This is a genomic window from Rhizobium centroccidentale (assembly GCF_030182565.1).
Lineage (GTDB): Bacteria > Pseudomonadota > Alphaproteobacteria > Rhizobiales > Rhizobiaceae > Rhizobium.
This window is the reverse complement of record NZ_JAQJCG010000025.1, coordinates 23,684-49,580: the sequence shown is the minus strand read 5'-3', so window position 1 is coordinate 49,580 and position 25,897 is coordinate 23,684. Positions and strand designations below refer to the sequence as shown.

Here is a 25,897-nt window from a genome sequence, read left to right as displayed (position 1 = left end):
CCACTATCGCGGAGCGAGGATCGATACGATGCGGCAAATCCACCGCGCAACGTTAGCCACTGACGATCTCTTCAAGCGCCAGCGCCGCACCCAGCAGCCGCTCGTCCTGGTTCTTCGGCGCCGACAGCAGGAAGCCGACCGGCATGCCTGCTTCACCAGTGCCGCAAGGCAGGGAGACGCCGCACCAATCGAGGAAATTGCCGATTGCCGTATTGCGCAGCGTTCTGCCGTTGATCTTTACGAACAGCTCGTCATCCGCTTCCAGGGGGCCAAGCGCCGGCGCAACATGGGCAACCGTCGGATAGGCGATGAACTCGTTCGGCCCAAGCGTGCCGGCAACTTCCCTGATCAGTTGCTCGCGCACTTTGAGCGTTTCCAGGTAACCGACCAGCGTCGTCTTCTCTCCGAGGCGCGTCCGCGCTACGACACGCCGGTCCATGGAATCGGCTTCCGGTCCTGCCAGACGCCGGTGATGCAGCACGAAGGCCTCGGCAGTAACCAACGGCCCATATTCCGCCATCAGCTCAAAGAGCCTTTCGAAAGCCGGAACGGCAGCTCGCCGGATTCTAACGCCAGCGGCACTCAATCTTGCCAGCGTCGCCTCGAAAGCTGCAAGAACACCATCCTGCGCATCATCCATGACGATATTTGTCGGCACCACGATGGAAAGCCCGGCAGCTTCGGCGCGCTCTATCTCGGGGAGAAAGCGCCCACGCATCGCGGCATCTACCCAGATCGCATCCTGGACGCTGCGGCACAAAGGCCCGAGCGAATCGAGGCTCGTCGACAGCGGAAAGACACCGCCCATGCCGTAGCGGCCATGGCTCGCCTTATAGCCGACAAGGCCGTTGAAAGCAGACGGTATGCGCACGGAGCCGCCCGTATCCGTGCCGATCGATACCGGCACGAGACCTGCCGCGACCGCGACGGCAGACCCCGAGGACGAACCGCCCGGAATGCGCCTGACATGCGTTGCCAGGGGATTGAGCGGCGTGCCGTAATGCGGATTGAGGCCAAGGCCGGAAAAGGCGAATTCGCTCATATTGACCCTGCCGACTGCGATCATGCCCGCAGCCTTCAACGCCTTGACGACATCAGCATCCTCCTGCGCGGGCGCCGCATCCGCAAGCACAATCGAGCCGGCCGTCGTCGGCAGGCCAGCGATGGCGAAGAGATCCTTCCATGCGATGGGAATACCATCCAGCAGCCCGCGCGAACGCCCTTCGCGCAGCCGCTTGGACGAAGCGGCCGCCTCTTCTTTCGCGCGCATTCCCAACAGCCGCGTAAAGATCGCCTGATCCTTGTAGGTCCGGATCGCGTCGAGGGTCTCCTCGGCCAGCGCGACCGGGTCGAGACTGCCGGACTGGATCAGGACCGAGAGCTGCGCGATCGACTTGCCGAGATGTGTCTGTGTCATAGTTCTTGCTCTCCTTCTCAGCCAACCAGCTGCATCCAGCGGCGCACGAGATAATTGTGCTCATCCATTGTCGTATTCCAGACGGCAATGCAATTGGCGCGCTGCCAATAGGATCCGCCGCTGCGCACCGATCCTTTCCTGATCCGCATCTGACCATCCGGGCCGGGCAAGTCTTCGATGGCGGCCGCCCCTTCATACCAATAGTCCCATTCGGCCTGGGTCATGAACTGCCGCGAGCGCTGCGGCGTCGAAATGTAATAGCCCTGCCGCGCAACCACGGCGCCCGGCCATCCGGAGATCCACCAGTTCAGATAGTCATAGGCGACATCGAGCAGGCGGCCGCTCAAATGTTTCGAAAGACAGAGGCCACCGTGCCAGGCGCGGTAACCCTCCGCCGGTACGGCCTGTTCGACGGGGGAACCCTTGGAATTCAGGATGCCGATGCCGGGCGACCACATGCTCTGGACGCTGGTCTCGCCGGCGATCATCAGCCGCGCCGCATCCTCAGCCGTTCTCCAGAAATCCCGGAAGAAGCCGGCCTTCTTGCGCTCCTCCAGGAGATCGATCAGCTGGTCGATCTCCTGAATGGACATGTTGCCGATATCGTCGAACGACATGAGCCCGGCCGCCTGAGCCGCGAGCGCCGCATCGAATATGCCGATCGCGGGCTCATCCACCAGCGCCACCCGCCCCGCCCAGCGCTCGTCGAAGAGCGCCCCCCAGGAATGCATCCCGACGCCGTTGGGCGCCAGATCCGTCCGATAGGCGAAACTATCGAAATTATGCGTCGTCGGCAGCATCGAGATGAAGCGTGAAGGCGTATCGCCTAAGGCGAGGTTCGGCTGCACGAAGAGCTTTTTCGCCGGCACATCGCCAAGCCCCATTCGCGGATTGGGACCAATATGGCCTGTTTTCGTCAGATCGTTGACCTCATCCCAGAGCACGATGCGCTGGGTGTCCACAGGCTGGATCGCTCGCCAGTGCCAGACGATATCGAGATTGTGGAAGCATTGGTCGTAGATATCGTAGGTTTCCGGCTCGCGGGCCGCCTTGTATTGCGTCGTCAGGAAATCGTTGTTGTCGAAGATGACATCGATGTCGAGATCGTCCTGCGCGCGCAGGCGCAGTTCCTCCAGCAGCGAAATCGCGGTGCCGAGCACGCGCAGACGCGGCCGGCCCTTCAGATGCAGGGCGGGAGCAGACACGCTTTTGGCGACGGATTCATGCTTGTTCATAAAGATACCGGTTGTCTCATCGCGCCGCAGCGATCGGGTAAGGCGCGGCAGGCGCGTGCGCCAGTGTGAAGGCTTCGAAGGAGCGTTTCAATAGAGCGCCATCGAGCCCATCCAAAATGAAGACCAGTCGCGAGCTGCGGTCTTCCGAGGGCCATCCATCCATGTGCACCGGCGTATGAACCAGATGCTGAACCCCATGAACGGCGACGGGGCGCTCCTCGCCACTGAGATTGAGGATGCCCTTTACCCTCAGCACGCGCTCCCCCTGCCGATTGAGCAGCATGGTCAGCCAGAGCCCGAAAGCAGTCCAATCGACGGGCCTGTCGATGATGAGCGAAATCGAGGAAATGGCGGCCTGATGCGGCGCACCATCCGATGAGACGAGCCGTACCGGCTCCTCGCAGTAAAAGCCGCTCTGCGACAGGCTGCCGCTTGGCGAGACGTCGCTTTGGACGGCAACAAGCGAGGAGAGATCGAGATCCGGATCGGCCGCGATCAGGATCGGGGCATCGGGATTGAGCGCTCGAAGCCGAGCCTGAAGGTCGTCTTCACCACGATCCGCCTGAAGATCGGTCTTGGTCACGATCAAACGATCCGCAATAGCCGCCTGCCTGTTGGATTCGATATAGGTGTCGAGCTGACGCAGCCCATTCACCGCATCGACTGTCGTAATGACGTTGCCGGCGCAAAAATGGTGCCTGAGCACCGGATCAGCCTTGATAGTCGAGAGTACAGGGAAAGGATCGGCAAGACCCGTGCTTTCGATGATGACGCGCCGGAATGGCGGCAGCAGCCCTCGTTCGCGGCGAGAATAAAGCTCTTTCAATGCAGCGGCAAGGTCACCGCGCACCGTGCAGCAGACGCAGCCGGAGCGCAGCAGCACCATTTCTCCGTCAACCCTTTCAACAAGATCGTGGTCAAGCCCGATCTCGCCGAATTCGTTGATGAGCACGGCGGTATCGGCAAAGGCCGGATTAGCCAGGATGCGCTTGAGCAGCGTCGTCTTGCCGGAACCGAGAAAGCCCGTCAAAAGATTGATCGGCAGGAAGCCGCTGGTTTCAATCACCATGCCGTGCCTCCATCCTGGCGATGAAGGCATCGTCGAGCGGATCGCAGGGCCGGCCGACGAGCCTTTCGGCCGCCGGCCAGAGATGGCCGAGATCCTCGATGATTTCGCTCCTGCCCGTTCTGGTCGACAGCACGAAGGACGCGCCCTGCCAGTCGGAAAGGACAAGGCCGAAACCCGAGAGCATCTCGTTGGCGACACGCACGCGCTCAGCGCGCTCGCGCCGTCGGTCGAAGCTTGCGTGATTGCGGGTGAAGACGCCCGGCCGTGCCACGGCATCCGTCCAGTGCTCGTTGCCACCGAGCACGCCGCACAGTGAACACATAACAATCGCCTCCTTGAGATGCACTCGGTTATTCAGCCTCGCCGGCTATTTCTTGCGCGGAAAGCGGGCTGCGAAATCGTCGGCGATCTCATTCATCGTGACGAACTTGACGCCCGGATGCTTGATCATATGCGCATAGAGCCGCTCCAGCATCACCAACACCTGCGGCCGGCCGGCGACGTCGGGATGGATGGTAATCGGGAAGACGGCGTAGTCCATCTCGCGATAGACCCAATCGAACTGATCGCGCCACATCTGCTCGATGTGATGCGGATTGACGAAGCCGTGGCTGTTCGGAGATTTCTTGATGAACATCATCGGCGGCAGATCGTCGAGATACCAGGATGCCGGGATTTCGATCAGATCGGTCTCCTGGCCGCGTTTCAGCGGCACCATCCAGTCCGACGGCTTGCGCGAATAGTCGATCTTCGTCCAGCTATCGCCGACACGTACATAATAGGGCGTGAAGTCGTTGTGCATCAGCGAGTGATCGTACTTGATACCGCGCTCCAGAAGCAGCTCGTTCGTCACATTGGAGAATTCCCACCACGGCGCGACATAGCCGGTCGGACGCTTGCCGGAAAGCTTGGTGACCAGCTCGATGCATTTGTCGAGGATTTCCGTCTCCTGCTCGCGCGTCATAGCGATCGGATTTTCGTGGCTGTAGCCATGGATGCCGATTTCATGGCCGGCGTCGGCCACAGCCTGCATCTGCTCCGGAAAGGTCTCGATCGAGTGGCCAGGAATGAACCATGTCGTCTTGATGCCGAAGCGTTCGAAGAGCTTCACCAGTCGCGGGCTGCCGACTTCGCCGGCAAAAAGGCCTCTCGAGATATCATCGGGCGAATCCTCACCACCGTAAGAGCCGAGCCAGCCGGCCACGGCGTCGACGTCGACGCCAAAACTGCACAAGATTTCCTTTGCCATGGGATGACCTCCTTCAATTTGAGTTTTCTGTAATCAATGAGCCGGGATGACGGTCGCGTCGGCCGGATCCCAGGTAAGCATGACCTCGGCGCCTGGGGGAAAGGCGCCGGGCCGGTATTTGTCGATATGCGCTTCCAGCGCCAGGCCTCGGCCATCGGGCAGGCTGATGCCGATTTGCGAGATATGGCCGACCACGTCGAAGCGCTCGACGCGTGCGCCAACCACATTGCCGCCGAAAGCCCGCGCGAGATTCTCGCGTGCAGAGCCGCCCGCCGCGTGAACCTCGATCGCCTCCGAAGGAATGACGATGTTGACCTTGCTGGAGAGGCCGCCATTGGCTAAGCCCGACAGCGTGCCAAACGCGGTGGAGACAAAAGTGTTGTCGGCGCCGGTGCCGGCAACCTCGCCTTCGAAGATGGTATTGCGGCCGATGAACTGCGCCACGAATGGCGTGTTTGGACGCGTGTAGAGCTGAGCGGGCGGACTGATCTGCTCCACCCTGCCCTGGTTCATGACGACAATGCGGTCGGACAGCGCCAGCGCCTCGGACTGGGCATGGGTAACGAAGACGAAAGTCACGCCAAGCTTCTTCTGCAGTAGCTTCAGCTCATTCTGGATCGCCTTGCGCAGATTGGCATCGAGCGCGCCCAGCGGCTCGTCAAGAAGCAGTACATCCGGCTCGACCACGAGGCCGCGGGCAAGCGCAATACGTTGACGCTGACCGCCCGAGAGCTTGTCCGGCTTGCGCTCGGCAATATCCTCCAGCCCAAGGGTGGCGAGGATGCGATCGACCCGCGCCTCACGCTCGGCCTTCGCCATGCCCTTGACCTCGAGACCATATCCGACATTCCGCCGGACGGTCATATGCGGGAACAAAGCATAGTTCTGGAAGATCATCGATGTCGGCCGCTTCTGCGGCCGGACATCGTTCATGCGCTCGCCCTTGATCATCATGTCGCCCGAGGAAATGCTTTCGAAGCCAGCGATCATGCGGAGCGTCGTCGTCTTGCCGCACCCCGACGGACCGAGAAAGGCGATGAATTCACCTTTCCTGATCGAAAGATTGAAGTCGATGACGGCGGGCGTGCCATTGTCATAGACTTTGCCGACATTGATGAGTTCCAAATCATATATCATGAGAGATCTCCGGGCGTGGAGGAGGAGGCGGACATCGCCTCCCCGCGCGGCATAGGATGGCCGGCAGCAGCCATCGGATCAGGCATTGAGGAATTCATCCCACTTCTGGACAAGGTGGTCGTATTCATCCGGCCACTGATGCCAGTAGGCGACATTCTTGGCGCGTTCCGCCAGCGAGCCGCCATCGCGCAGGTCGCCTTCCTTAATGCCGCGCTCGGCAGCGCCGACCCACGGCTTGCCCTCGTACCAGAAGGCATATTTGTCCGGCGCCATGACCTTCTGGATATTGGTCGACGGTGAGTAATAGCCCTGCTCGGAAACGGTGATGCCGGGTTCGCCCGAAAGCCAGTAATCGGCGTAGGCGATCACGGCATCCTTGTTCGGCGTGCCCGCGATCATCGACGGGCCGATCGCCCAGCCGCGATAACCTTCCTTCGGCACGGCATATTTGCACGCCTTGCCCTGGGCCTTGACCGCCATGACGGCCGGCTGCCAGGCGTCGCAGACGACCATCTCGCCCGATGCCATCAGGTTGACCAGCTCGCCGAAATCGCCCCACAGCGCGCGGAACTGCCCGTCCTTCTTCTTCGAAACGAGGAACTTCGCCGCTTCGTCGATTTCGGCCGTGCTCGGGTTGCCGGGATTCTTCACGTTCAGAAGGCCAAGCGTGTTCATGGCCATGATCGCCTGACCGAAAGCGATCAGCGGATCGGTGTTGAGACCGGACTTGCCCTTGAACTTCGGATCGAAGATCGCCGACCAGGTGTTGGCTTCCTCGGCGGAGAGAACGTCCGGATTGTAGCCGATGGAATCATAATTATAGACCGCGGGCACCATGTTCAGCGTGGTCTTGGCGTCATCGGCCCAGATCTGGCCGACGATCTGCTGCTTCGGCTCCCACTTGTCGGAGGGTGTGGTGAAAGTCTCGCGGATATTGGCCCAGTTCTTCAGGGAGGCGGCCGGAACCGGCTCGACATTGTTGGTCATGACGATCGACGGCAGGCGCTCGCCGATGATTTCCCAGCAATCGTAATCCTTGGAACCGGACAGGATCTTGGTCTGCGCGTCCGGAAAGGTCGCTGCCGTGCCGGAAGTCTGCCCGACACCGCTCACCTTGCGGAATTCATCGAGGATACGCTCCTGGACCGTGACCGAAAGACCGATGGTGCGCAACTGCTCCTTGGCGAGATTGGCAGCCTGTGCGTAGGCCGCTCGCGATGACAGGAACGGCGTGCCGCCGCCGATCGCAAGCGCCATGACGCCGGCGGAATGCTTCAACAGAGAGCGTCTGTTCATTTCCATTTTGGACATTTTTGTTCTCCAGTGCTGATTGCTGTTCCCTGAGCCCTTGGTGGGCCTGCTTATTGCCGTATCGCCCTGCCCGGCCGTTGCCGGACCGGGGGCGATCAGTACCGCCCGACGAGGAGGCCACCATCCACGACCAAAACTTGGCCGGTCATGTATCTCGCGCCGTTTGACGCGAGAAATGCGATCACGTCGGCGATGTCTTCCGGCTCACCGAGCCGGCCCATCGGGATGAACTCAGCCGCCTTTTCCGCGCCCGCAGGGCCGAGCGAATTCTCTTCCGAAAGGAGCTGAGCCGTGCGGATATAGCCCGGGGCAATGCCGTTGACCCTGATGCCGTCCTTCGCCAGCTCGACGGCGAGCCCCCGCACCAGCCCGACGACCCCGGATTTTGCCGCCGAATAATGGACATGCTCGTCCCATCCATAGGCGACGCCCATGATCGAGGAGAGCGCGACGATGCTTCCCGATCGGCGCGCGCGCATGCCAGGCATGGCGGCGCGCACCAGCTTGAAGATGCCCTTCAGGTCGACATCCATGGTCAGGTCCCACTTGTCGTCGGTGAGCTCGCCCAGCGGCGTGCGATGGGCGATTCCGGCATTGGCGACGATGATGTCGATCCTGCCGAAGCGTGCCTCTACATGCGCGACCAGCCGGTTTGCGGCTTCCGTCGAGCGCACGTCGTAAAGATGAAACTCTGCCGAGCCGCCGGCGGTGAGAATGTCATGAACCGTCTGCTCACCTTCCTTCTCGAGGATATCGGTGACGACGACATGGTCGCCGAGCGCCGCAAACGCCTTTGCTGTCGCCTGGCCGATACCGATGCCCGCACCCGTGACGATGACAATCCGCTTCTCTGCACAGTCCATCTGCCTTTCTCCTTCAGAGCATCACATCGCCGGAATTCGGACCGAGCGTCTGGCCGACAAAGAGGCTTGCTGCCGGCGAGGCCAGGAACGCCACGGTCGCGGCCACTTCTTCCGGCTCGCCGAAGCGGCCGAGCGGCAATTCGCGCTTCTTGCGTTCGCGCCATTCTTCGGAAAGACCGCGCACCAGCGGCGTGTTGATCGGTCCCGGCGCTACGGCATTGACCCGCACGCCCCGGCTCGAGACCTCGCGAGCGAGTGCCTTCGTCATGCCGATGATCGCGGCCTTGGCGCCAGAATAATGAACAAGCTCGATGCCGCCGATCTGTCCGAGCTGGGAAGCGACGTTGACGATGACACCCTCGCCGCGCGCCAGCATCGACGGCAAGACGGCCTTGGTCACCAGGAAGGTGCCGCGCACATGCACCGCAAACATCCGGTCGAAATCCTCCAGCTCGAGGTTCTCGAAGGCTGCCTGATGCGCGATACCGGCATTGTTGACAAGAAGGGCGACATCGCCATGCGAGGCCTTGGCAGCGGCATGGATCGCCGCCACATCCTCGGGACTAGCAACGTCGCCGGCGATCGCGGTCGCCGCACCGCCCGCCTTGTTGATCTCCGAGGCGACTGCCTCGGCTCGCTCAACTGAGAGGTCATTGACTAGCACAGCATAACCATCAGCACCGAGGCGCAGTGCAATGGCGCGGCCGATACCGGAGCCGGCGCCGGTGACAATGGCGGAGATCGGGGCGAAAGCCTTCTCAGCCATCATGCGTCCTCCTGAATGCGGACGCGCTTAGCCCGCCGCACCGACAGGCCCATCAGGATCGCGTAGGTGCCGAGAAGTGCGAAGGAAAACAGCGTCGTCAGCACCCCGAAGGCAAAGACGTTCGGATGCACCTCGACGGAGAAGGTGCCGTAGATAGCAAGCGGCAAGGTCAGCTCGCGGCCGGAAGCAAACAGGGTGCGTGAGAACTCGTCATAGGAGAGCGTGAAGGCAAAAAGCATCGCCGAGAGCACGCCCGGAAAGATGAGCGGAAACGTGACCTTGCGGAAAGTACGCGCGGGGGTAACGCCGAGCGACCAGGAGGCTTCCTCCATGCTCGGATCGAACCTGTTGAAGATGGCGAGCATGACCAGGAAGGCGAAGGGGAAGGTGTAGACGACATGCAGGACGAAGGCCGTGCTCCACCAGTGACGGTCGATGCCGAAGGCGTTGGCGACGAGCGCCATGCCGAGGCCGACCAGCACGCCCGGCACCATCATGCCGAGAACGATCAGATAGAAGGCGACGCCCGAGCCGCGGAACTTGCGGCGAAAGGCCTGGGCGGACATGACGCCGAGCACCGTCGAGACGATCATGGTCATCAGCGCCAGCGAGAGCGAGCGGATCAGCGCCTGATCGATAGGCAACGGTGCGATGCGCGACGGCGGCGTAAGACCGAAGAGATGCCGATACCAATAGATCGACCATTCGATGATCGGGAATTGCGGACCACCCTCCGGACCGGTCTGGAACGACAGGATCGCCAGGACGACGAGCGGTCCATAGAGGAAGATCAAGAAGAGGGTCGTGTAGACGCCCAGGCCGAGCTTGATGCCACCAGCATTCATGATCAGAGCTCCTTTCTGAGGTCGACGACCTTGAGCAGGGCTGCGACAACAGCACCCATGATGATCGTGAGCACAACGCCGGCGACTGCGGCAAAGGCCCATTTCAGCGAGCCGACCTGGGTGACGATGATATTGCCGAGCAGATTGACCTTGCGGCCGGATAGGGCGGCGGACGTTGCGAATTCGCCGAGAACCATAACGGAGACAAAAATCGCGCCGACCACCACGCCCGGCATGGAAAGCGGCAGGATGATCGTGCGGAAGATGCGCCAGAAGCCGGCACCAAGATCCTGAGCAGCCTCGATGACCGAGGCGTCGATGCGACCCATCATGAAGGCGATCGGCCCGACCATGAAGACGCAGTAGATCTGGGTCATGCCGATGATGACGGACAGTTCTGAAAACAGCAGTATCTCGATTGGCTGCCGAATAACGCCCAGATTCATCAGGATCATGTTGATGGCACCTTCGGTGCCGAGCATCGGCCGCCAGGCGAGAACTCGGATCAGGAAGGACGTCCAAAACGGGATGACGCAGAGTACGAGCAACACGGTCTGCAGCGTCTTGTTTTTGATGAGAAGGCCGACGAAGAGCGCTGCCGGATAGCCGACGATAAGCGTCGACAGAAGCACAAGCAGCCAGATGCGGATCGTCGTCCAGAGCGCCCCGAGATAGGTAGAGCTTGTCAGAAAGGTGACCCAGCTCTGCAGGGTCAGTGTCGGTTCGATCTTGAAGGTCGTCTGCGTCCAAAAGGAAACATAGACCATCATCAGCATCGGCAGGACGAGGAAGGCGACCATCCAGATCATGCCCGGCGCCAGAAGCCAGAGCGTCTTGTTCGATTTCCGGCGCACGGTTGCGCTTTCCTGCACGGCTTCCTCTGATGTCGCGACCATGGTCATCTCTCGCTCTCCTTGGAGGGTCCGGTGGAAGGGTTCGAAGGGTTCACATCAGCCGAAAACAAGGGCATCCTCCTTCTTCCAGACGAGCGCATAGCGGTCCTTTTCGACAAAGGCCGGCGGACGGGCGTGGCTCAGATGGGATTCGACCTCGAAGACCTGGCCGCCATCGAGCGCAAAGAAGGAATTGACCGCTGCGCCGGAATATTCGCTGGCGATGAAATCCGCCTCGATGCGCACTTCGTCATCCGATAGCACCGCATCGCGAGAGCGGATCGAAACGCGGTCGTAGCGGATCGCATAAGCCGGCTGCGGCGCCTTTCGGCGCGAGCCATTCAAAGGGAAGCGACCGGCCGGTCCGACGAAAGCATCCGCGACCACATCGCCGGCAAAGAGGTTATAGCAATTGAGAAAGCGGGCGACCGAGGCCGTTGCCGGGCTATTGTAGAGGACATCCGAAGCGGCGGCCTGCGCGATGCGGCCACGATCGAGCACAAGTACGAGATCTCCCATCGCCAAGGCTTCGCTTTCGCTGCCGGTGACATGCAGGAAGGTTACGCCGCAGCGTTCGCGGATGATCTTGAGCTCGCTTCGCATGCGGCCCCGCAGATTGGCATCGAGCGCGCCGAGCGGCTCGTCCAGCAGCACCATCTTCGGCTCCGTCACCAGTGTGCGTGCCAAGGCGACGCGCTGGCGCTGGCCACCGGAAATTTGCGTCACCGCGCGATCGTCAAATCCCTTGAGACCGACCAGCGACAGTATATCTTGAACCCTCTTTGCCAGGACGCGCGCATCCGTCACCGGATCGACCTTGCGATTGCGCAGGCCGAAGGCAACGTTCTCGGCAACGGAAAGATGCGGAAACAGAGCGAAATTCTGAAAAACGAAACCGATGCCGCGATCATGCGGCTCGACGCCATCAAGGCGCCTGCCATGGAAGAGGATCGAGCCGGCATCCGGCTCCTCGAAACCGGCAATGACGCGCAGCAGCGTCGTCTTGCCCGCACCGCTGGGGCCAAGCAGCGAGATGTAGGCGTTGTCGGGCAAAGAGAAATCTATCCTGTCCAATGCGGCTGACGCGCCATAGGACTTGGTGACTTGGCTGAGCTGAAGAACGGTCGACACCGAATTCCCACCAGTTTCAAGGCAAGGACCATCCTTCGGGCAAAGCTCCGCCTTCGCCTGGATCACATTGATCCGAACGGTCAGACGTCAGCCTGCACTCGCGCATGATCACATGCGCGTCAAAGAGATGTTCCTTGGCGTTTCAAAGAGTTCCACCTGCGACGCTTCTGACGAGCGCCTTGATATTGGGAGCATTACATAAATGATTTTTGTATTCAATAGACTTTTCTAGAAAATGTCGAACCGCGAAGTAACGATCGATTGAGGGACAACTGGCGAAAGGCGGCGATATCGACGGGCAACCCCTGCCCTACCCATAGAATTGGCGGCAAAATGGTTGCTGCAGCCGCCACAACGTGGCGTGCCGCACCGGTATCATTCAGCAAATAGCGCCAATCGCTGCGCTACGCGTCAACAATCAGCGAAAAGAGATTCACTGCATCTGCGACAGAAAATATATTTTGTATTCAATAGTCATTTATTTTTGCGCTATGTTAGAATTCCAAAACGCGTAAGAGTGAGGCATCAGAACGACATGAGTCCATTGCATCAGATGACCGAAAACCATGCGCGCCCGAATGCGCAAAAGCGTTACGAGATCGCCGAGGATGTTCTGCGTGGCAATATCGAGGACAACACGCTGCCGCGCGGCGTGGTCCTGCTCGAAGGGCCGATCGCCGATATCCTGCAGATCTCGCGCGCCCCCGTGCAGAGGGCGCTGCAGACGCTGGAGAGCGAAGGGCTGGTGCATCGCTTCAACGGACGCGGCTATCTCGTCGGTCCCGCCGGCCAGGGCATCGAGCCGAAGCGCACCGATATCAAGACCCTCGGCCTGACCATTCCGCGCCACGCCGACGAGGCCTTGCAGAGCCGCGCGTCGTGGGAGCGCATCTACAATACCGTCGAGGCCGATGTCGCCGGCTGCGTCGTCTTCGGCCAGTATCGCATTATCGAGATCGAGCTCGCCGACCATTTCAACGTCAGCCGTACCGTCGTGCGCGATGTGCTGACGCGGCTGCGCGAGCGCGGTCTCGTGCGCAAGAACCAATCGTCCCACTGGATCGCCGGCCCGCTGACGGCGCAGATGATCAAGGATCACTACGGCCTGCGCGGCATGCTGGAGCCGCAGGCGCTGGTCGCCGGGGCCAACCGCGTCGATCGGGAGCGCCTGGGTGATCTGTTCCAGCGCCTCTCCGATCTCGAGCGCCACGAACCGGCCGATCACCTTGGGGCGCTGGAGGCTATACATGCCGACTTCATCGACATCTGCATCCTTGCGACGCCGAACGAGCGGCTGAAGGAATCCATCCGCAACAACCTGCTGCCTGTCACGGCGACTGAGCGATTGCTGCGGCGCCTCGGCTTGCCCGGCGATCCCGCCATCATCACGGAACTGCGCCTGATCGCAGAACTGCTGCTGCGCGGCGCGGTGAAAGCGGCGGCGGCGATGATGGAGAACCATCTCGAAGCCTCGGTCGACCGCACGATCGCGCAAATGAAAATCGTCGCGATCATCCCCGGCCCCGGCGTGACGGCCGCTTATCTCACCCGCGTTCTCGAATGAGACGCGGGCGATCCCTGACCAATTCCATCTGTGCCGGAAATGGGGGATCGAAGGGCCAACCATCCACTTGATCCCTTACGCCAGAGCAGCGCGAAGGCGCGCAAGCAATGCCTGCCGGTCCGCCCGCGCCGCCAGTGCCTGATCCATGGTGACCTCCACGAATTGCGTCGGCATATGCGGCTGCAGTTGGGCGATCAGATCCATGTCGGCCGAGATCACCGTTCCCAGCATGAAATAGCCGCCGCCGGAGACGGCATCGCGATGCAGAATGATCGGCTCGGTTCCGCCCGGCACCTGGATCGAGCCATAGGGATAGCAGCTGTCCACGATATTCGAGGGATCCGAACCGGCGCCGAAGGGCTGCTTACGCTCGACGAATTCAAGCTTGCGGCCGCCGCGGAAGCGATACCCCATGCGATCGGCTTCCGGCGCCACCTTCCATTGGTCGGCAAAAAAGTTGCTCTTCGTCTGTTCAGTCAACCGATCCCAATAGAGCCCTGGTAAAACCCGGAGCTCCGCCGGTGTACCCGGCTTGCGTCGTAGCTCCTCTGCAACGGATCTGCCCGCGCTATCCAGGGAGCCGGAGCCAACGGGAAGCTCATCTCCGGTAGCGATAGCCTTACCGTCAAGGCCACCAAGCGCGCCGATCACATAGGTCGATCGGCTACCCAGCGCTTCGGGAACGTCGATGCCGCCAGACACCGCAATGCAGATCCGCGCCCCGGATTTCAGAAAGTCGAAGCTTACGGTCTGCCCTGCCTTGACCTTGAGCGCAGTCCATCCCGGCTGCAGCTCGCCGTCGATCCTGACGGGCATGTCGGCGCCGGTAACGGCAATCAGGGCATCATCGAGAAATTCGAGCTTGGGGCCCATGAAGACGGCCTCTAGCCCGGCCGCACCCTCATCATTGCCGACGAGAAGATTTGCCGCCCGCATCGCATAGCGATCCATGGCGCCACCAACGGGAATGCCGAGATGGAAATAGCCGGGCCGTCCGAGATCCTGAATCGTAGTGGAAAGGCCGTGATGAAGAACCTTAATGGCCATGCAGCGCGCCCTCCAGCTTGGCGTTGTAGCCGTCGATATCGGCCTGGTATTGCCGGAGGTCGAAGCTGACCTCGCGGATCGGCGGCGCAAAGCGGCCCTTGTCGACATCCTCGACCGCCTGGTCGTAACCGTCGCGATCGATAGGCCGGAATTTCACGATGTCGCCGGGGCGGAAGAACACCATGAAATCGCGGAGATAGCTCGTTGATTGCGTGGGGTCGAAGATCGGCATCGGCGTGATGCCGAACATCTGATAGCCGCCCGCCCCGCGCACCGAATAGATGCAGCCGAAGCAGCCGCCATGTCCCACGGTCAGCCGCGGCGTATCGGTGCGAGGGCGCAGATATTTCGGCACCTCGATCTGCCGCCGCCGCTCCACCATCTGATACATGAAGGGCAGGCCGGCGACGAAGCCGACCATGGAGACGAACCAGGGCGAGCCGGCATGGGCCGAGATGAAATCCTTCACCGCATCGTAACCATTGATCCTGGCAGCGTAGTCAAGATCGGTACCGGTGGGCTCCTGATGCCGCTCGCGGAAACGCATCAGCGTCTCATGCGTCCAGGGATCATTGTAGAAAACCGGGATTTCGACGATGCGGGTGGTAATGACCGGCTCCGCCTTTTCAGCCGCACCCTCGATTGCCTTGACCTCGCGCAGGAGATCGTCCGGCTTGATTATGTCGGGATCGAACTTGATCTGGAAGGAGGCATTGGCGGGGCAGATTTCGGTGACGCCGTTGATGGCGCTCTCGCGGACACCCTTGGCCATCGACAGGCTTTTGAAGAAGGCTTCGAGAGACATCTCGTCGCTGCATTCGACGAAGAGATGCTCGTCACCTCCGAATGTAAAGCGAGTTGGCATCAGGCAACCTCCGCCGATACGCCGTCAACCGCGGCAAAATCGGTCTCCAGCCAGGATTCGAGAAAACGCGTATGGAATGCTCCCTTGCGTACGGATGGATCGCGGGCGAGCGCGAGATGCAGAGGGATCGTCGTCGGCAAGCCCTCGATCGTCAGACTGGAAAGGGCGCTTGCCAGCCTGTCGAGGCAGGTATTGCGATCCTCGGCCCAGGCGATCAGCTTGCCGAGCAGGGAGTCATAGAAGGGCGGCACGGTATAACCGGCATAAAGCAGCGTATCGAAGCGGATGCCTTCGCCTTCCGGAATCGAGAGCCGCGTCACGGTGCCCGGTGCCGGCATGAAGCCCCTGGCCGGATCTTCGGCATTGATCCGGCACTCGATGGCATGGCCGCGCGTCCGAATATCGGATTGCGACAGCGACAGGGGAGCGCCGCCGGCCACCTTGAACATCTCCTGCACCAGATCGATGCCGGTAATCATTTCGGTCACTGGGTGTTCGACCTGGATGCGGGTATTCACTTCGATGAAATAGAACTGCCTGTTGTCCTCATCGTAAAGATATTCGACCGTGCCCGCCCCGCGATAACCGACTTCCGCGGCAAGCGCGACGGCGCTGGCGCAGAGGCGCTGCCTGATGTCATCAGGAAGAAGAAAAGCTTGCGCTTCCTCCCACACCTTCTGGCGCCGCCGCTGCAGCGAGCATTCGCGCTCGAAGCAATGGACGAAATTCCGCCCGTCGCCGAAAATCTGCACCTCGATATGCCGGGCGCGGGAGATGACCTTCTCCATGTAAAGACCGCCATCGCCGAAAGCGGCGGCCGCCTCCGCCGAGGCGAGCGGAAACTGCTCTCGAAGTTCGGCGAGCGACTGCACGATGCGGATACCACGTCCACCTCCGCCGGCGGCCGCCTTGATCATGACGGGAAAACCCGTGCGCTCGGCAATCGCCTCGGCGGCAGCAATATCAGCCACACGGCCGTCACTTCCGGGAACTGTCGGAACACCCGCCCGTTTCGCAATTTCGCGAGCCGCCACCTTGTCACCGAGCAGCCGGATGGCCTCGCCGCTCGGTCCGATGAAGATCATGCCCGCCGCCACGACGGCATCGGCGAAATCTCCATTCTCCGACAGAAACCCATATCCCGGATGGACGGCATCGACACCAGCAGCCTGCGCAGCCGCGATGATGGCTTCGATATTCAGGTAGGATTTCTTTGGGGCCGGCGAGCCGATATTGATCGCCGCGTCCGCCAGTTTAACCGCCAGCATATCGGCATCCGCAGCGCTATGGACCTGCACGGTGCGAATGCCGAGCGCTTTGGCGGCCTTTATGATCCTGACGGCGATTTCGCCGCGATTGGCGATCAGAACCGAGCGGATCGTCATGGGTCCACCTCCGCGATGATTTGTCCGGCCATGACGGGCTCTTCATTGTCGACGAGGAAGGTTATGTTCTTGCCGTCGAGCCCGGCCGGGACCTGCTGGAAGGTTTTCATGACTTCGATAAGGCCGATCGTATCACCGGCGGCAACGGCATCACCATCGGCCTTGAAGGGAGGCGTGTCCGGAGAGGAAGCCCGGTAGAAGGTTCCCGGAAGGGGTGATCTGATCTCAAGCTTGCTCATGGGACCTCCGCGCTGCGTCGTTGTTCAAAATCTGTGAAACGGGTGCAATCCTGATACCCTCGGAAACGAGGGCTTCGCGCATGTGGCGCGCGATATCGAGCGCACCCAAAGTATCGGAATGAAAACAGATGGAATCGAAGGCGATCGGAATATCTGCGCCATTCACGGTACGCACGACGCCTTCGGTGCAGGCTCTCACGACCTTGCGGGCAATTGCCTTGGGATCGGGACGACCGGCATCTCGGGTAAAGACGATCCAGCCCGTATCGCCATAATCGCGATCGGCATAGAACTCGCGCACGACAGGCTGGCCCGCCTCCTCAGCAGCGAGGCAGGTCGCAGAGCCGTCCATGCAGAAGACGAGCATGTTCGGTGCGACGGTGCGCATATATTGGATGAAGATCTGCGAGAGATCTACATTCGCCGCCAATTCCATATAGAGAGCACCATGCGGCTTCACGTGCTGGACAGGCACGCCATGGCGCCTGGCGAACTCCCGTAACGCACCGACCTGATAGATCAGATCGTTGACGATCTCGCGGCTGGTTCCGCTGATCTTGCGTCGTCCGAAGCCCTGGAGATCGTTATAGCCGGGATGAGCCCCGACGCCGACGCCGTGGGCAGCTGCCAACCGCACGGTCTCATCCATCAGATTGGGATCGCCGGCGTGAAAACCGGTGGCAATATTGGCCGAACTGATGAGCGCGATAAGCTCCTCGTCATGCGTATCGCCGATCCGCCACCGGCCGAAGGCCTCCCCCATGTCGCAGTTGATATCGACAGCTTCCTTCAAATGCCTTCCCTCGCACCTGCGCCCCGATCGGGACCGACATGTGAACGCTAGAGGCAAAGGCTGCTTTTGAAAAATACAATTTTCAAAGCCATGATATCTGATAAACTGATATCTATGCTTAAAATAGCGTCGGAAAATATCCTGCAATATCAACTGTATATTAAATTTGCGTACGGTTTTATCGAAAATCAGCTCGTTTTAGATCCATGAAATCTGAATCGCAGCAGATGTTTTCAGATAAATAGATGGGAAAAACCTCATGAGTTTGAGTCTGCGCCAGCTTCGCTACTTCGTCGCAACGGCGGAATATGGACAGATCTCGCATGCGGCCGTCAGCCTGTCGATCTCACAATCGGCCGTGACTGCGGCAATCAAGGATCTCGAACTCACGGTCGGCGTCTCTCTGTTCAATCGTACGCCACAGGGCATGGACCTGACGACAGCGGGCCGGCAATTCCTGTCCCATGCCTATGAGATCCTGGCGAAGGTCGACGAGGCGACCCATCTCAACCTCGTCAGCAGCGACATCGAAGGCGAACTCGTCGTCGCAGCGACCTATACCGTCATCGGCTATTTCCTGCCGATGCATATCGAGCGTATCCGCCGCCTCTATCCGAAGCTGAAAATCCAGCTCTACGAAGTCAATCGCGAGTCGATCGAGGAAGGCTTGCTGAGCAATCGCTACGACATCTCGGTCTTGCTGACTTCCAACATCCTCAATCCGATGCTGATGACCGAAACGCTTCTAAGTTCGGTCAGGCGACTCTGGCTGCCAGCCGGCCACGACCTGCAACGGCGCGACGGCATCGGCCTGCGTGAAATCGCCGAAGAGCCCTACATCATGCTGACGGTCGATGAGGCGGCACATTCTTCGCTGCGCTACTGGAGCCGGAGCCCTTATCAACCAAAGGTGCTCCTGAGGACCAGTTCGATCGAAGCCGTCAGATCGATGGTGGCAAATGGCCTCGGCGTCGCCATTTTGTCGGACATGGTGCACCGCCCCTGGTCGCTGGAGGGAAGGCGCATCGAGACCGTCAACATACAGGACCCGGTTCCGCCCATGGATGTGGGACTCGCCTGGCGAGCCAATGTCGAATTCAGCCAGCCAATGCTTGCTTTCAGGCGTTATTTCCAGCAGGCCTACAGCCTGCCGGGTACGAATTCATGATCCGATCGGTTGGCAATCCAGCTTCTCGTTCGAGGCAAAACTGGATTTGGTGCGCGCGGCTCGACCATAGGCGCCGCGAAGCCGTTACTGTACCAGCACAGGCTGCGTGCATCTTGCGTCGGTAACACTCACGTCGGCTTGCCCGATACCAAGACCGAGGAGGCCAAGCAGGCCGTACAGAACCTGATCGAGCGGCGCGGTCACGACCGATAGCGTATCGGCAACGGCCGAAAGCACCCCCGACGGCGTACCAATGGTCAAGATGAGCAATTGAATGGTGATGGTCGCGTTTTTCAGAAGCGACGAGACCGTAGACGTCAGGACGGTACTGGTTGAGACCGTCTTGATCGTACCTGCCGAGATCTCCGAAGGCTGAAAATTCAATCGTGTCGGGCTCATATTGGCGATATCGACCTGCGCACTCGCAATCACCTTGAGAAGAAGGGAATCGATGATCGCAGCCGGCGTTACTCGCGGCTCGGAGCCGAAGTTTACGAAAGCAGACGTATTGACGTCGCCAAGATCTACCTCGGCAACACCGGGAACCGCGTCTATCCCGACGACCGCGTTCGGCATGGAGCCACCGACACAGGTGATCGAGGCAAGCTTGGCTTCCGCGGGAGCAAGCTCGATATAGAGCGGAACTCTGAGCTTCAGCCCGGCGATCAGCGACAGGCCGGTGACGGCAACTTCAAGCGCGGCACGGACTTGCGGCGTGCGAACGATGGTGCCCGGAGCGCCGACGGCAAGGGCCGGCGTCTGCTGGGACATTTCTCCGATCGCCAGCGTCAGTTTCGCGGTCGCGACGCCTGGCAGGGCGGCCCCGAGATCGAGCGCGATCTGCCTTTGCTGGTTGGCAGCCATTGCCGTCATCGAGATTAGATCCAGCACATTCATATTGGCCGTCAGATTGGGGGAAGTGCCGACGATATTGCTCCCCAATGGACCGAGGTTCACGATATCCTGCAGCTTGACGGTCAGTTTCGTCGTACCGAGCGTCTTGCCGAGATTGTTGATGAGGGTGACGACACCGCTCGAAAGATTGGTCGATTTACCGAGTGCACCAAGAATCTTGTCGTAGGTGACGTCAGTTGCCAGAAGCTGGTTATAGCTCACGCCGGTAAGCTTGAGATCCGTCGCCAGGAGATTGAGAAAACTCAGAAGATTGACATTCGCGCTTATGAGCGACTGATAGTCCGCGACCTTTAAGGAGATCTGCGTTCCCAGCAACGTGCCAAGGAGCTGGTTCAGGATACCGCCGTTGAGGCTGGCAAGCCGCGATCCGACCGAGAAGGCGGCCAGACGCTCGCTGGATGCGGTGCCGGTCGCGCTGAGCGTCGGCGGCGTGGCAAAGGCGGAAGCGAAAGGCATCACTGCCTTTTGGGTCAGTGTCACCTTGACGGAATCATATGGCGAGGTTCCCGTAGAGGAGAAGCGGTTTGCAAGCGGGATCGATGTGTCCGCCGTGTAGGTGCCGAGGACCAGATTGGCCACGGTCTCATATTGACCGGAATTGGCCGTAGCTGCGTTGACGAGCCCGTTGCTCGTCATATAGTTGCTGCCGGAGGCAACCGCTGCGGTCGTGCCATTGCTTCGGAGATTGTTCAAAAGCGCAGTCTGCGCATTTGCGATATCGGAAGCAGCCGATATCGCCCCAATGTCGCTCAACTGCTGCAGACGCCGTTGCTGCAGGGTCATCATGCCATAATCGATGCCGAGGCCAAGGCAATAGAGGATGAGGGGCGAGACCAGCGCAGTCGTGACGGCGACGTTTCCTCGCCTGTCCCGCAGAGAGGCGAGCCGACCGAGAAGCCGCTGCATCAGAGACCTCCGAGACGAATGGTCGAATAGCGGCGGATAGTTTGGTCCGGCATCGCAAAGGTATAGAGGTTCCAGATCGGAAGATCCGACGCGTCATAGCTGGCGCTGACCGTGAATTGATTGACATTGGTCGGATCGGTGGCGACGGTTATCGTCAACTTGCTCTTGTCAATGAAAGCGTCATTGATCGTCGAATTGGAGACGAAGCTTCGAACCAGCTGGCTTCGCTCGTCCGCCGACAACCCGGCGATCGCCGTGCGGGCAGCATCGGCCGTCAATTGCTGCAGCGAATGAGCAGCGGTAAGATAGATGGCAAAGGCAACCAGCGTGAGAAGCAGAAGGAAAAAAAGCGGCGCGATGAGAGCGAATTCGACTGCTGCGGCGCCCTCCTTCTCCCTGTTGAAATGAGAAACACGATACATGGTCCTGTCTCCTTCAATCGACCTTCATCTGCGCGATGACAGTCGAGGAGACCTTAGGCTTCGGGCGTTAATTTTATATTTCTAAATAAGATACTTTCTAATATTATTTATATCTTAAAAATATCGAATACTTGATAAAACCACCATTCCACTGAGGAATAACTTCCTTGGCGAAATCCCGGGCATGCGAAGCTTGCCAAACCCAATATCGGCGCCATCCCCTTCTATTTGCAGTCGATGGAAATCCTTCCTTTCCAACCGCTGCCTCTAGCCCGCGCCACGCATTCGAAAGCGCCGGCCTGATCGCTGCCCAGATCGGCAGCAGACATCTACTTTTTCTTCGGCACCAGATCCCAGCCGCCCTGGATGTTTCTCACGAAACGGCGGTTTCCTTTGTAATAGGTGACGGCACCTGTCCGATCCACCTTGATAGACGTCGGCGGTAATTGCGTCGCCGCTTTCAGCCGCTCGACCATGTCAAGCGCCTCTTGCCTCTTTCCAGCGCGGATCAGCGCCATCAGTTTCGACTCCTGTTTCATCCTCTATACTCCCGTTGATGGAGGTCTAAGGGCGGGCAGAACTTGCGACTCGTCAGTCCATTTTGCATATCGATCACCCCATACGGCGTTGCATGAGCAGCGAACGCAGGGCCACAGCCACCACGCAAACGCTGGAAACAAGGAAGATTGCGCCCGACATCGCATAGATCGTCGGCGACGCGCCGGCATTCATCTTGCCGAACAGCACAACCGGCAAGGTGTTCTGGCGGCCTGCCAGATAGAAGGCGCGCGTGAATTCGTTGAGGGATAGCAGGAACGAAAAGATGAAGGCGCTGACGAGGCCGGGCCGGATCAATGGCAGGGTAATATCCCAGAACTGCCGGAAGCGTCCGGCACCGAGATCGTCCGCCGCCATCAAATAGGTCCGCTTGACCGCGGCAAAGCTCGTCAGAATGACGACAAAGGCGAAGGGCATCGCCCATAGCAGATGGCCGGCAATGACGGTCAAGGCCGATGCCTTCACGCCGGCACGGCTGATGACCGTCGATAGCGCCAGCCCCTGGATAACGCCCGGTACGAACATTGGCAGCAGCACAGTCAAAAACCACAGGCTGCGTCCACGATGAAGCTCGCGATGCGCCAGCGCCGCGCCGAGCGACAGCAGCGTTGCAATGACAGCCGTCGCAAGCGCGATGACGATCGACTGGCTGAGCGCGGCGACCAGTGCGCTTTCCGAGCCGAGTGCGAGGTACCATTTCAGGGTGATGTCGGAAAAGTGCGGCAGCCCCGGCTGCAGCGCCGGATTGAACGAGACACCAAGCAGATAAAGCGGCGGCGCATAGATCACCATGAGGCCGAAGATGGTCAGCGCCCAGATGACGATGCGCGGGGTTGCTCCTTCCCTGACGATCATTGGTCTCGCTCCTCGAATAGCGAGGAAAGGCCGAATAGGGCATCCCCGATCAGCACCAGCCCAAAGACGATGACGAGCATCAGCGTCGAAATCGCAAAGGCGAGCGGAAAATTGGCGACGCGCATGACGTCGTTGATCATCACCGAGACGATTGAAGCGCCGGCACCGCCGAGCATCTGCACCTCCGTCGAGGAGCCGGCAACCATGACGAAGACGAACAGGAAGCCGGCGAAGACGCCAGAATAGGTCAGCGGCAGCAGCACGGTGCGGACCATCGTCCAGAACCCGGCGCCGAGATCGCGCGATGCCGCCAGCGCGATCGGATCGACGCGGCGCATGGAGAGCAGGATGGGGAAGGTTGCGAACGGCAGGTAGGAGGCGACCAGTCCGATGATGACGGCGAAATCGCTGAACAGCAGCCAGTCGAGCGGCGTCTCCGTGATGCCGGCCTGCTGCAGAAGCGTGTTGATGACGCCTGTGCGGCCGAGAAGCAGCCGCCAGGAGAAGGAGCGAATGAGATAGGACGTGAAAAACGGAATCGTAAGCAGGGCCGCAAGCACGACAGACAAAGTGCGCCCAGCCAGGAAGTACATTGCATAGGCGGTGGGATAGGCAATGACGAGGCAGATAGCTGACGTCAGGAACGCCTTGCCAAGGGTGGACAGGAACACGCTCCAACGCCCGGCCTCCAGAATCGCGCCGTAAGCGGCGAGGCTGAATTCCGGCTTGATCCAGTAGGTGGCGGAATCCCAGGCGCAGAAACTCCAGACCACGACAAGAACAAGTGGCGCAAGGCCAAGCACGATGATCGCCGCGAGCGGAGCGGTCAGCAACAGAACTGGTGTCTTCATGGTCTAATCCTCCTTCTCTCTCGGCGTTGATCCCATCGGCTCGGGGCCGGCCTGTCCCTCGACAGATGCGCCAGCCCCGGTCCATCACTTCAAATCAGGCGTTGCGCAGCTTCTGCCACCACTCCTCGTAGAGTTGGAAATTGTCCGGGCGGCAATTCTGCCAGTAGACCTTTCCGGAGAACTTGGCCTTCACATGGTCGGCAAGTTTGGCGACATCATCGGCCTTGTATTCATCCGGATGGGCCTTGGCGTAGGCGAGGTTGTTGTCGGTCGGCACGAGATAGCCGCGCGCCTTGCCCAGCTCGCAACCGTAGAGGCCAGCAAGCAGGCCATCGACGAACTTGTGGGCGACGTCGGCCTTGCCGCGCTCCGTGGCCCCCTTGAGCAGCACCGTATTGTTGCCCCAGCCTTCGTAGCCTTCGACGGGAGCTGCATACTCCACCTGAAGCCCGCGCTTGCGGCCTTCATAGACGATCGGCTCCCAGCCGGTCATGGCGTCGACTTCTTCGTTCGCCACCAGTTGCACGCCCTGTTCCCAGCCGTTCCAGAAGGTACGGAACTGACCATCCTTCTTGTGTTTGATCAGGAACTCCATGACGAGACCGAGCTCGGATTCCGTCAGATTGCCCGGCTCCTTGATCGGCTTGTTTTCCGCTTCCTTCAGATAGATGGCGGTGAAGATCGCGCTGTTGATCCACGCATCTTCCATCGCAACCCGACCCTTCAACTTGGGATCGAAGATGACGCCATAGCTGTCGACCTTGCCGAGCTTGTCGGGGCGGTAGATGATGGAGTCAGCGTTGACGACCGTAGGAATGCCGTACTGCTTGCCCTCATAGGTCAAGGTCGGGATATCCTTGGCCCATTGCCAGATGCCGGCGAAATTCGAGATCTTGGAGACGTCCCATGGGGCAATCAGGCCCTGCTTGGCGAGCTCGCGCTCGGCGCCGCCCTGAAAACCGCCGACATCGAAGAGATCGTTGGCATTGCCGGCGGCAAGGCGCGCGACCACCGGGCCGACATCATTGCCGTTATCGGTAAATTCAGGCGAAATGCCACTCTGGCGGGTAAACTCCTGCCACTTGTCGCCGATATCGAGCGTAGCGGTGCCCCAGAATGCAACCGTTGCATCATCAGCCATGGCACTCGTTGCAGAAAGCCCGCCGACGGTGAGTGCGGCCGCACCCGCACCCATCAGCTTGAGCATGTCACGGCGCTGCATGTTACTCCTCAAGGCGGAGGAGACGAGTTTATTGCTCTTGATCATCGTGTCATTCCCTTCCCTCATTTTTCGCTTGTGTCAGCTATTCGGGTTCTACTCATCGCCTCCAGCCAGAGCCGGTATTCCGGAACGATCGATCAGGAGCGCAGCACCCGGCTTCAGACACACGCGCACGCTTTCGCCCGGCAAGGGCGGAGCTGCGTCCGCGCTAGTCGTTAACACCACGCGCTGGCTGTCGGCGAAAGCGAGCGTAACGTCATGGCTGAGTCCGCGATAGATGCTTTCGACAACCTTAAGTTCAATTATTTCGGCGGCCTCTCCCGCAGCCGGGAGCAGTTCAATTCGGTCTGGGCGGATTGCGACAAGCGCATCGGACGGCGCCGCCGCTCCAGACACGCTCGCACTGATGCGCTGTCCAGCAATCATGACGAGAGCTCTGCCGTCGGCAATCGAGATGCTTTCGGGCCTCAGAAGCGTATCGATGCCGACAAAACGGGCAACGAAGGCATTGGCCGGCGCCTCGAAGAAACGCGATGGCACGTCGGTCTGCTCGATCCGCCCCTTGTGCATGACAGCCATCCGGTCGGAAAGGCTGAGCGCCTCGTCCTGATTGTGGGTGACGAGAATGAAGGTTGCTCCGGTACGCTTGTGAAGGCGGCCGAATTCGTCGCGCATCTGCTGACGCAGACGTTCGTCAAGCCCGGTCAGGGGTTCGTCGAGCAGAAGAATGCCCGGTTCCATGACGAGCGCGCGAGCCAGCGCAACGCGCTGGCGCTGGCCGCCTGAGAGAAGATTGACGTCACGATCCGCAAAACCCGAAAGTTCGACGAGGTCCAATGCACCATCGACCTTGCTTTTCAAGGCGGCACCAGACAACCCGCGCAACTTCAGCCCATAGCCGACATTCTGGGCGACATTCATATGCGGAAAGAGCCCGAGCGACTGGAAGACGGTATTCACCGGCCGGCGGTTGGCCGGAACATCGGCCATGTCCCTTCCATCGAAAAGCACGCGACCCGAGGTGGGCTTGTCAAAACCACCGATCAGCTTCAATAGAGAACTCTTACCACAACCGGACGAGCCGAGCAGCGTAAAGAACTCCCCTGCCCTGATGTCGAGCGTCACGTCGTCGACGGCGCGCGTCGGCCCGTAATTTCTGACGATATGGTCGAGACCGATCGCTATCGCCAT

Annotated in this window: 26 protein-coding genes; 2 read left to right on the top strand and 24 right to left on the bottom strand. The window is 60.1% G+C overall.

The window, feature by feature from the left end; translation table 11 throughout:
• Nucleotides 1–52: 52 nt before the first annotated feature.
• The 12 genes from PH562_RS25660 to PH562_RS25605 all read right to left on the bottom strand — a co-directional run bounded on the left by PH562_RS25660 (nucleotide 53) and on the right by PH562_RS25605 (nucleotide 11,916).
• On the bottom strand, nucleotides 53–1,417 hold the full coding sequence (locus tag PH562_RS25660) for an amidase (protein ID WP_285176547.1): 1,365 nt from the start codon (nucleotides 1,415–1,417) through the stop codon (nucleotides 53–55).
• Nucleotides 1,418–1,434: 17 nt separating this feature from the next.
• Nucleotides 1,435–2,652, bottom strand: a complete 1,218-nt coding sequence (locus tag PH562_RS25655; RefSeq protein WP_285176546.1) for an ABC transporter substrate-binding protein — start codon at nucleotides 2,650–2,652, stop codon at nucleotides 1,435–1,437.
• Nucleotides 2,653–2,668: 16 nt separating this feature from the next.
• Entirely contained in the window at nucleotides 2,669–3,721 is a 1,053-nt protein-coding gene (locus PH562_RS25650; RefSeq protein WP_285176545.1) for a CobW family GTP-binding protein, read from the bottom strand.
• Nucleotides 3,711–4,043, bottom strand: coding sequence for a glycosyltransferase family protein (locus PH562_RS25645; RefSeq protein WP_285176544.1), 333 nt, complete (start codon nucleotides 4,041–4,043; stop codon nucleotides 3,711–3,713). Before PH562_RS25645 ends, PH562_RS25650 begins: the two co-directional genes overlap by 11 nt.
• 45 nt (nucleotides 4,044–4,088) lie before the next feature.
• A complete protein-coding gene (locus PH562_RS25640) occupies nucleotides 4,089–4,970 on the bottom strand; it encodes a polysaccharide deacetylase family protein (RefSeq protein ID WP_285176543.1) in 882 nt (293 codons plus the stop codon).
• Between the two features lie 33 nt (nucleotides 4,971–5,003).
• Nucleotides 5,004–6,107 (bottom strand): ABC transporter ATP-binding protein, encoded by a 1,104-nt coding sequence (locus PH562_RS25635; protein WP_285176542.1) that lies wholly within the window; start codon nucleotides 6,105–6,107, stop codon nucleotides 5,004–5,006.
• 78 nt (nucleotides 6,108–6,185) lie between these two features.
• Nucleotides 6,186–7,418, bottom strand: coding sequence for an ABC transporter substrate-binding protein (locus PH562_RS25630; RefSeq protein ID WP_285176541.1), 1,233 nt, complete (start codon nucleotides 7,416–7,418; stop codon nucleotides 6,186–6,188).
• A gap of 95 nt (nucleotides 7,419–7,513) precedes the next feature.
• Nucleotides 7,514–8,281, bottom strand: coding sequence for an SDR family NAD(P)-dependent oxidoreductase (locus PH562_RS25625; protein ID WP_285176540.1), 768 nt, complete (start codon nucleotides 8,279–8,281; stop codon nucleotides 7,514–7,516).
• Nucleotides 8,282–8,294: 13 nt separating this feature from the next.
• Nucleotides 8,295–9,047 carry an SDR family NAD(P)-dependent oxidoreductase gene (locus tag PH562_RS25620; protein WP_113228533.1) on the bottom strand — a complete coding sequence of 251 codons (753 nt, stop codon included), beginning with the start codon at nucleotides 9,045–9,047 and terminating at the stop codon, nucleotides 8,295–8,297.
• Complete coding sequence (locus PH562_RS25615) at nucleotides 9,047–9,892, bottom strand: ABC transporter permease (protein WP_113228532.1); 846 nt, start codon at nucleotides 9,890–9,892, stop codon at nucleotides 9,047–9,049. Before PH562_RS25615 ends, PH562_RS25620 begins: the two co-directional genes overlap by 1 nt.
• Before the next feature lie 2 nt (nucleotides 9,893–9,894).
• Nucleotides 9,895–10,794 carry an ABC transporter permease gene (locus PH562_RS25610; protein WP_285176539.1) on the bottom strand — a complete coding sequence of 300 codons (900 nt, stop codon included), beginning with the start codon at nucleotides 10,792–10,794 and terminating at the stop codon, nucleotides 9,895–9,897.
• Between the two features lie 48 nt (nucleotides 10,795–10,842).
• On the bottom strand, nucleotides 10,843–11,916 hold the full coding sequence (locus PH562_RS25605; protein WP_285176538.1) for an ABC transporter ATP-binding protein: 1,074 nt from the start codon (nucleotides 11,914–11,916) through the stop codon (nucleotides 10,843–10,845).
• Nucleotides 11,917–12,469: 553 nt separating this feature from the next.
• Between PH562_RS25605 and PH562_RS25600 the strand changes: the two genes are divergently transcribed.
• Entirely contained in the window at nucleotides 12,470–13,480 is a 1,011-nt protein-coding gene (locus PH562_RS25600; protein WP_095437685.1) for a GntR family transcriptional regulator, read from the top strand.
• A 75-nt stretch (nucleotides 13,481–13,555) separates the two neighbouring features.
• On the opposite strand, the gene PH562_RS25595 is transcribed toward PH562_RS25600, so the two are convergent.
• From PH562_RS25595 to PH562_RS25575, 5 genes are read right to left on the bottom strand one after another with little or no spacing between them, the layout of a single operon-like run.
• Complete coding sequence (locus tag PH562_RS25595) at nucleotides 13,556–14,527, bottom strand: 5-oxoprolinase subunit C family protein (protein WP_285176537.1); 972 nt, start codon at nucleotides 14,525–14,527, stop codon at nucleotides 13,556–13,558.
• Nucleotides 14,517–15,392: a 5-oxoprolinase subunit B family protein gene (locus PH562_RS25590; protein ID WP_285176536.1), complete on the bottom strand. Its 876-nt coding sequence runs from the start codon at nucleotides 15,390–15,392 to the stop codon at nucleotides 14,517–14,519. Before PH562_RS25590 ends, PH562_RS25595 begins: the two co-directional genes overlap by 11 nt.
• On the bottom strand, nucleotides 15,392–16,777 hold the full coding sequence (locus tag PH562_RS25585; RefSeq protein WP_285176535.1) for an acetyl-CoA carboxylase biotin carboxylase subunit: 1,386 nt from the start codon (nucleotides 16,775–16,777) through the stop codon (nucleotides 15,392–15,394). Before PH562_RS25585 ends, PH562_RS25590 begins: the two co-directional genes overlap by 1 nt.
• Complete coding sequence (locus tag PH562_RS25580; RefSeq protein ID WP_285176534.1) at nucleotides 16,774–17,016, bottom strand: acetyl-CoA carboxylase; 243 nt, start codon at nucleotides 17,014–17,016, stop codon at nucleotides 16,774–16,776. Before PH562_RS25580 ends, PH562_RS25585 begins: the two co-directional genes overlap by 4 nt.
• Nucleotides 17,003–17,809 carry a 5-oxoprolinase subunit PxpA gene (locus PH562_RS25575; protein ID WP_285176533.1) on the bottom strand — a complete coding sequence of 269 codons (807 nt, stop codon included), beginning with the start codon at nucleotides 17,807–17,809 and terminating at the stop codon, nucleotides 17,003–17,005. The genes PH562_RS25580 and PH562_RS25575 overlap by 14 nt, the downstream gene beginning before the upstream one ends.
• A gap of 259 nt (nucleotides 17,810–18,068) precedes the next feature.
• Between PH562_RS25575 and PH562_RS25570 the strand changes: the two genes are divergently transcribed.
• A complete protein-coding gene (locus PH562_RS25570; RefSeq protein WP_095437261.1) occupies nucleotides 18,069–18,977 on the top strand; it encodes a LysR family transcriptional regulator in 909 nt (302 codons plus the stop codon).
• Nucleotides 18,978–19,061: 84 nt separating this feature from the next.
• Here the strand turns inward: PH562_RS25570 and PH562_RS25565 are convergent, their stop codons facing one another.
• From PH562_RS25565 to PH562_RS25535, 7 genes are all read right to left on the bottom strand, one after another.
• On the bottom strand, nucleotides 19,062–20,798 hold the full coding sequence (locus tag PH562_RS25565; protein WP_285176532.1) for a pilus assembly protein TadG-related protein: 1,737 nt from the start codon (nucleotides 20,796–20,798) through the stop codon (nucleotides 19,062–19,064).
• Nucleotides 20,798–21,220 carry a TadE/TadG family type IV pilus assembly protein gene (locus PH562_RS25560; protein ID WP_113228523.1) on the bottom strand — a complete coding sequence of 141 codons (423 nt, stop codon included), beginning with the start codon at nucleotides 21,218–21,220 and terminating at the stop codon, nucleotides 20,798–20,800. Before PH562_RS25560 ends, PH562_RS25565 begins: the two co-directional genes overlap by 1 nt.
• A gap of 329 nt (nucleotides 21,221–21,549) precedes the next feature.
• A complete protein-coding gene (locus PH562_RS25555) occupies nucleotides 21,550–21,738 on the bottom strand; it encodes a hypothetical protein (RefSeq protein ID WP_285176531.1) in 189 nt (62 codons plus the stop codon).
• Nucleotides 21,739–21,832: 94 nt separating this feature from the next.
• Nucleotides 21,833–22,633: an ABC transporter permease gene (locus tag PH562_RS25550; RefSeq protein ID WP_285176530.1), complete on the bottom strand. Its 801-nt coding sequence runs from the start codon at nucleotides 22,631–22,633 to the stop codon at nucleotides 21,833–21,835.
• Nucleotides 22,630–23,484 (bottom strand): ABC transporter permease, encoded by an 855-nt coding sequence (locus tag PH562_RS25545; RefSeq protein ID WP_285176529.1) that lies wholly within the window; start codon nucleotides 23,482–23,484, stop codon nucleotides 22,630–22,632. Before PH562_RS25545 ends, PH562_RS25550 begins: the two co-directional genes overlap by 4 nt.
• 94 nt (nucleotides 23,485–23,578) lie before the next feature.
• A complete protein-coding gene (locus PH562_RS25540) occupies nucleotides 23,579–24,751 on the bottom strand; it encodes an ABC transporter substrate-binding protein (protein WP_285176528.1) in 1,173 nt (390 codons plus the stop codon).
• Nucleotides 24,752–24,799: 48 nt separating this feature from the next.
• Nucleotides 24,800–25,897, bottom strand: coding sequence for an ABC transporter ATP-binding protein (locus tag PH562_RS25535; RefSeq protein ID WP_285176527.1), 1,098 nt, complete (start codon nucleotides 25,895–25,897; stop codon nucleotides 24,800–24,802).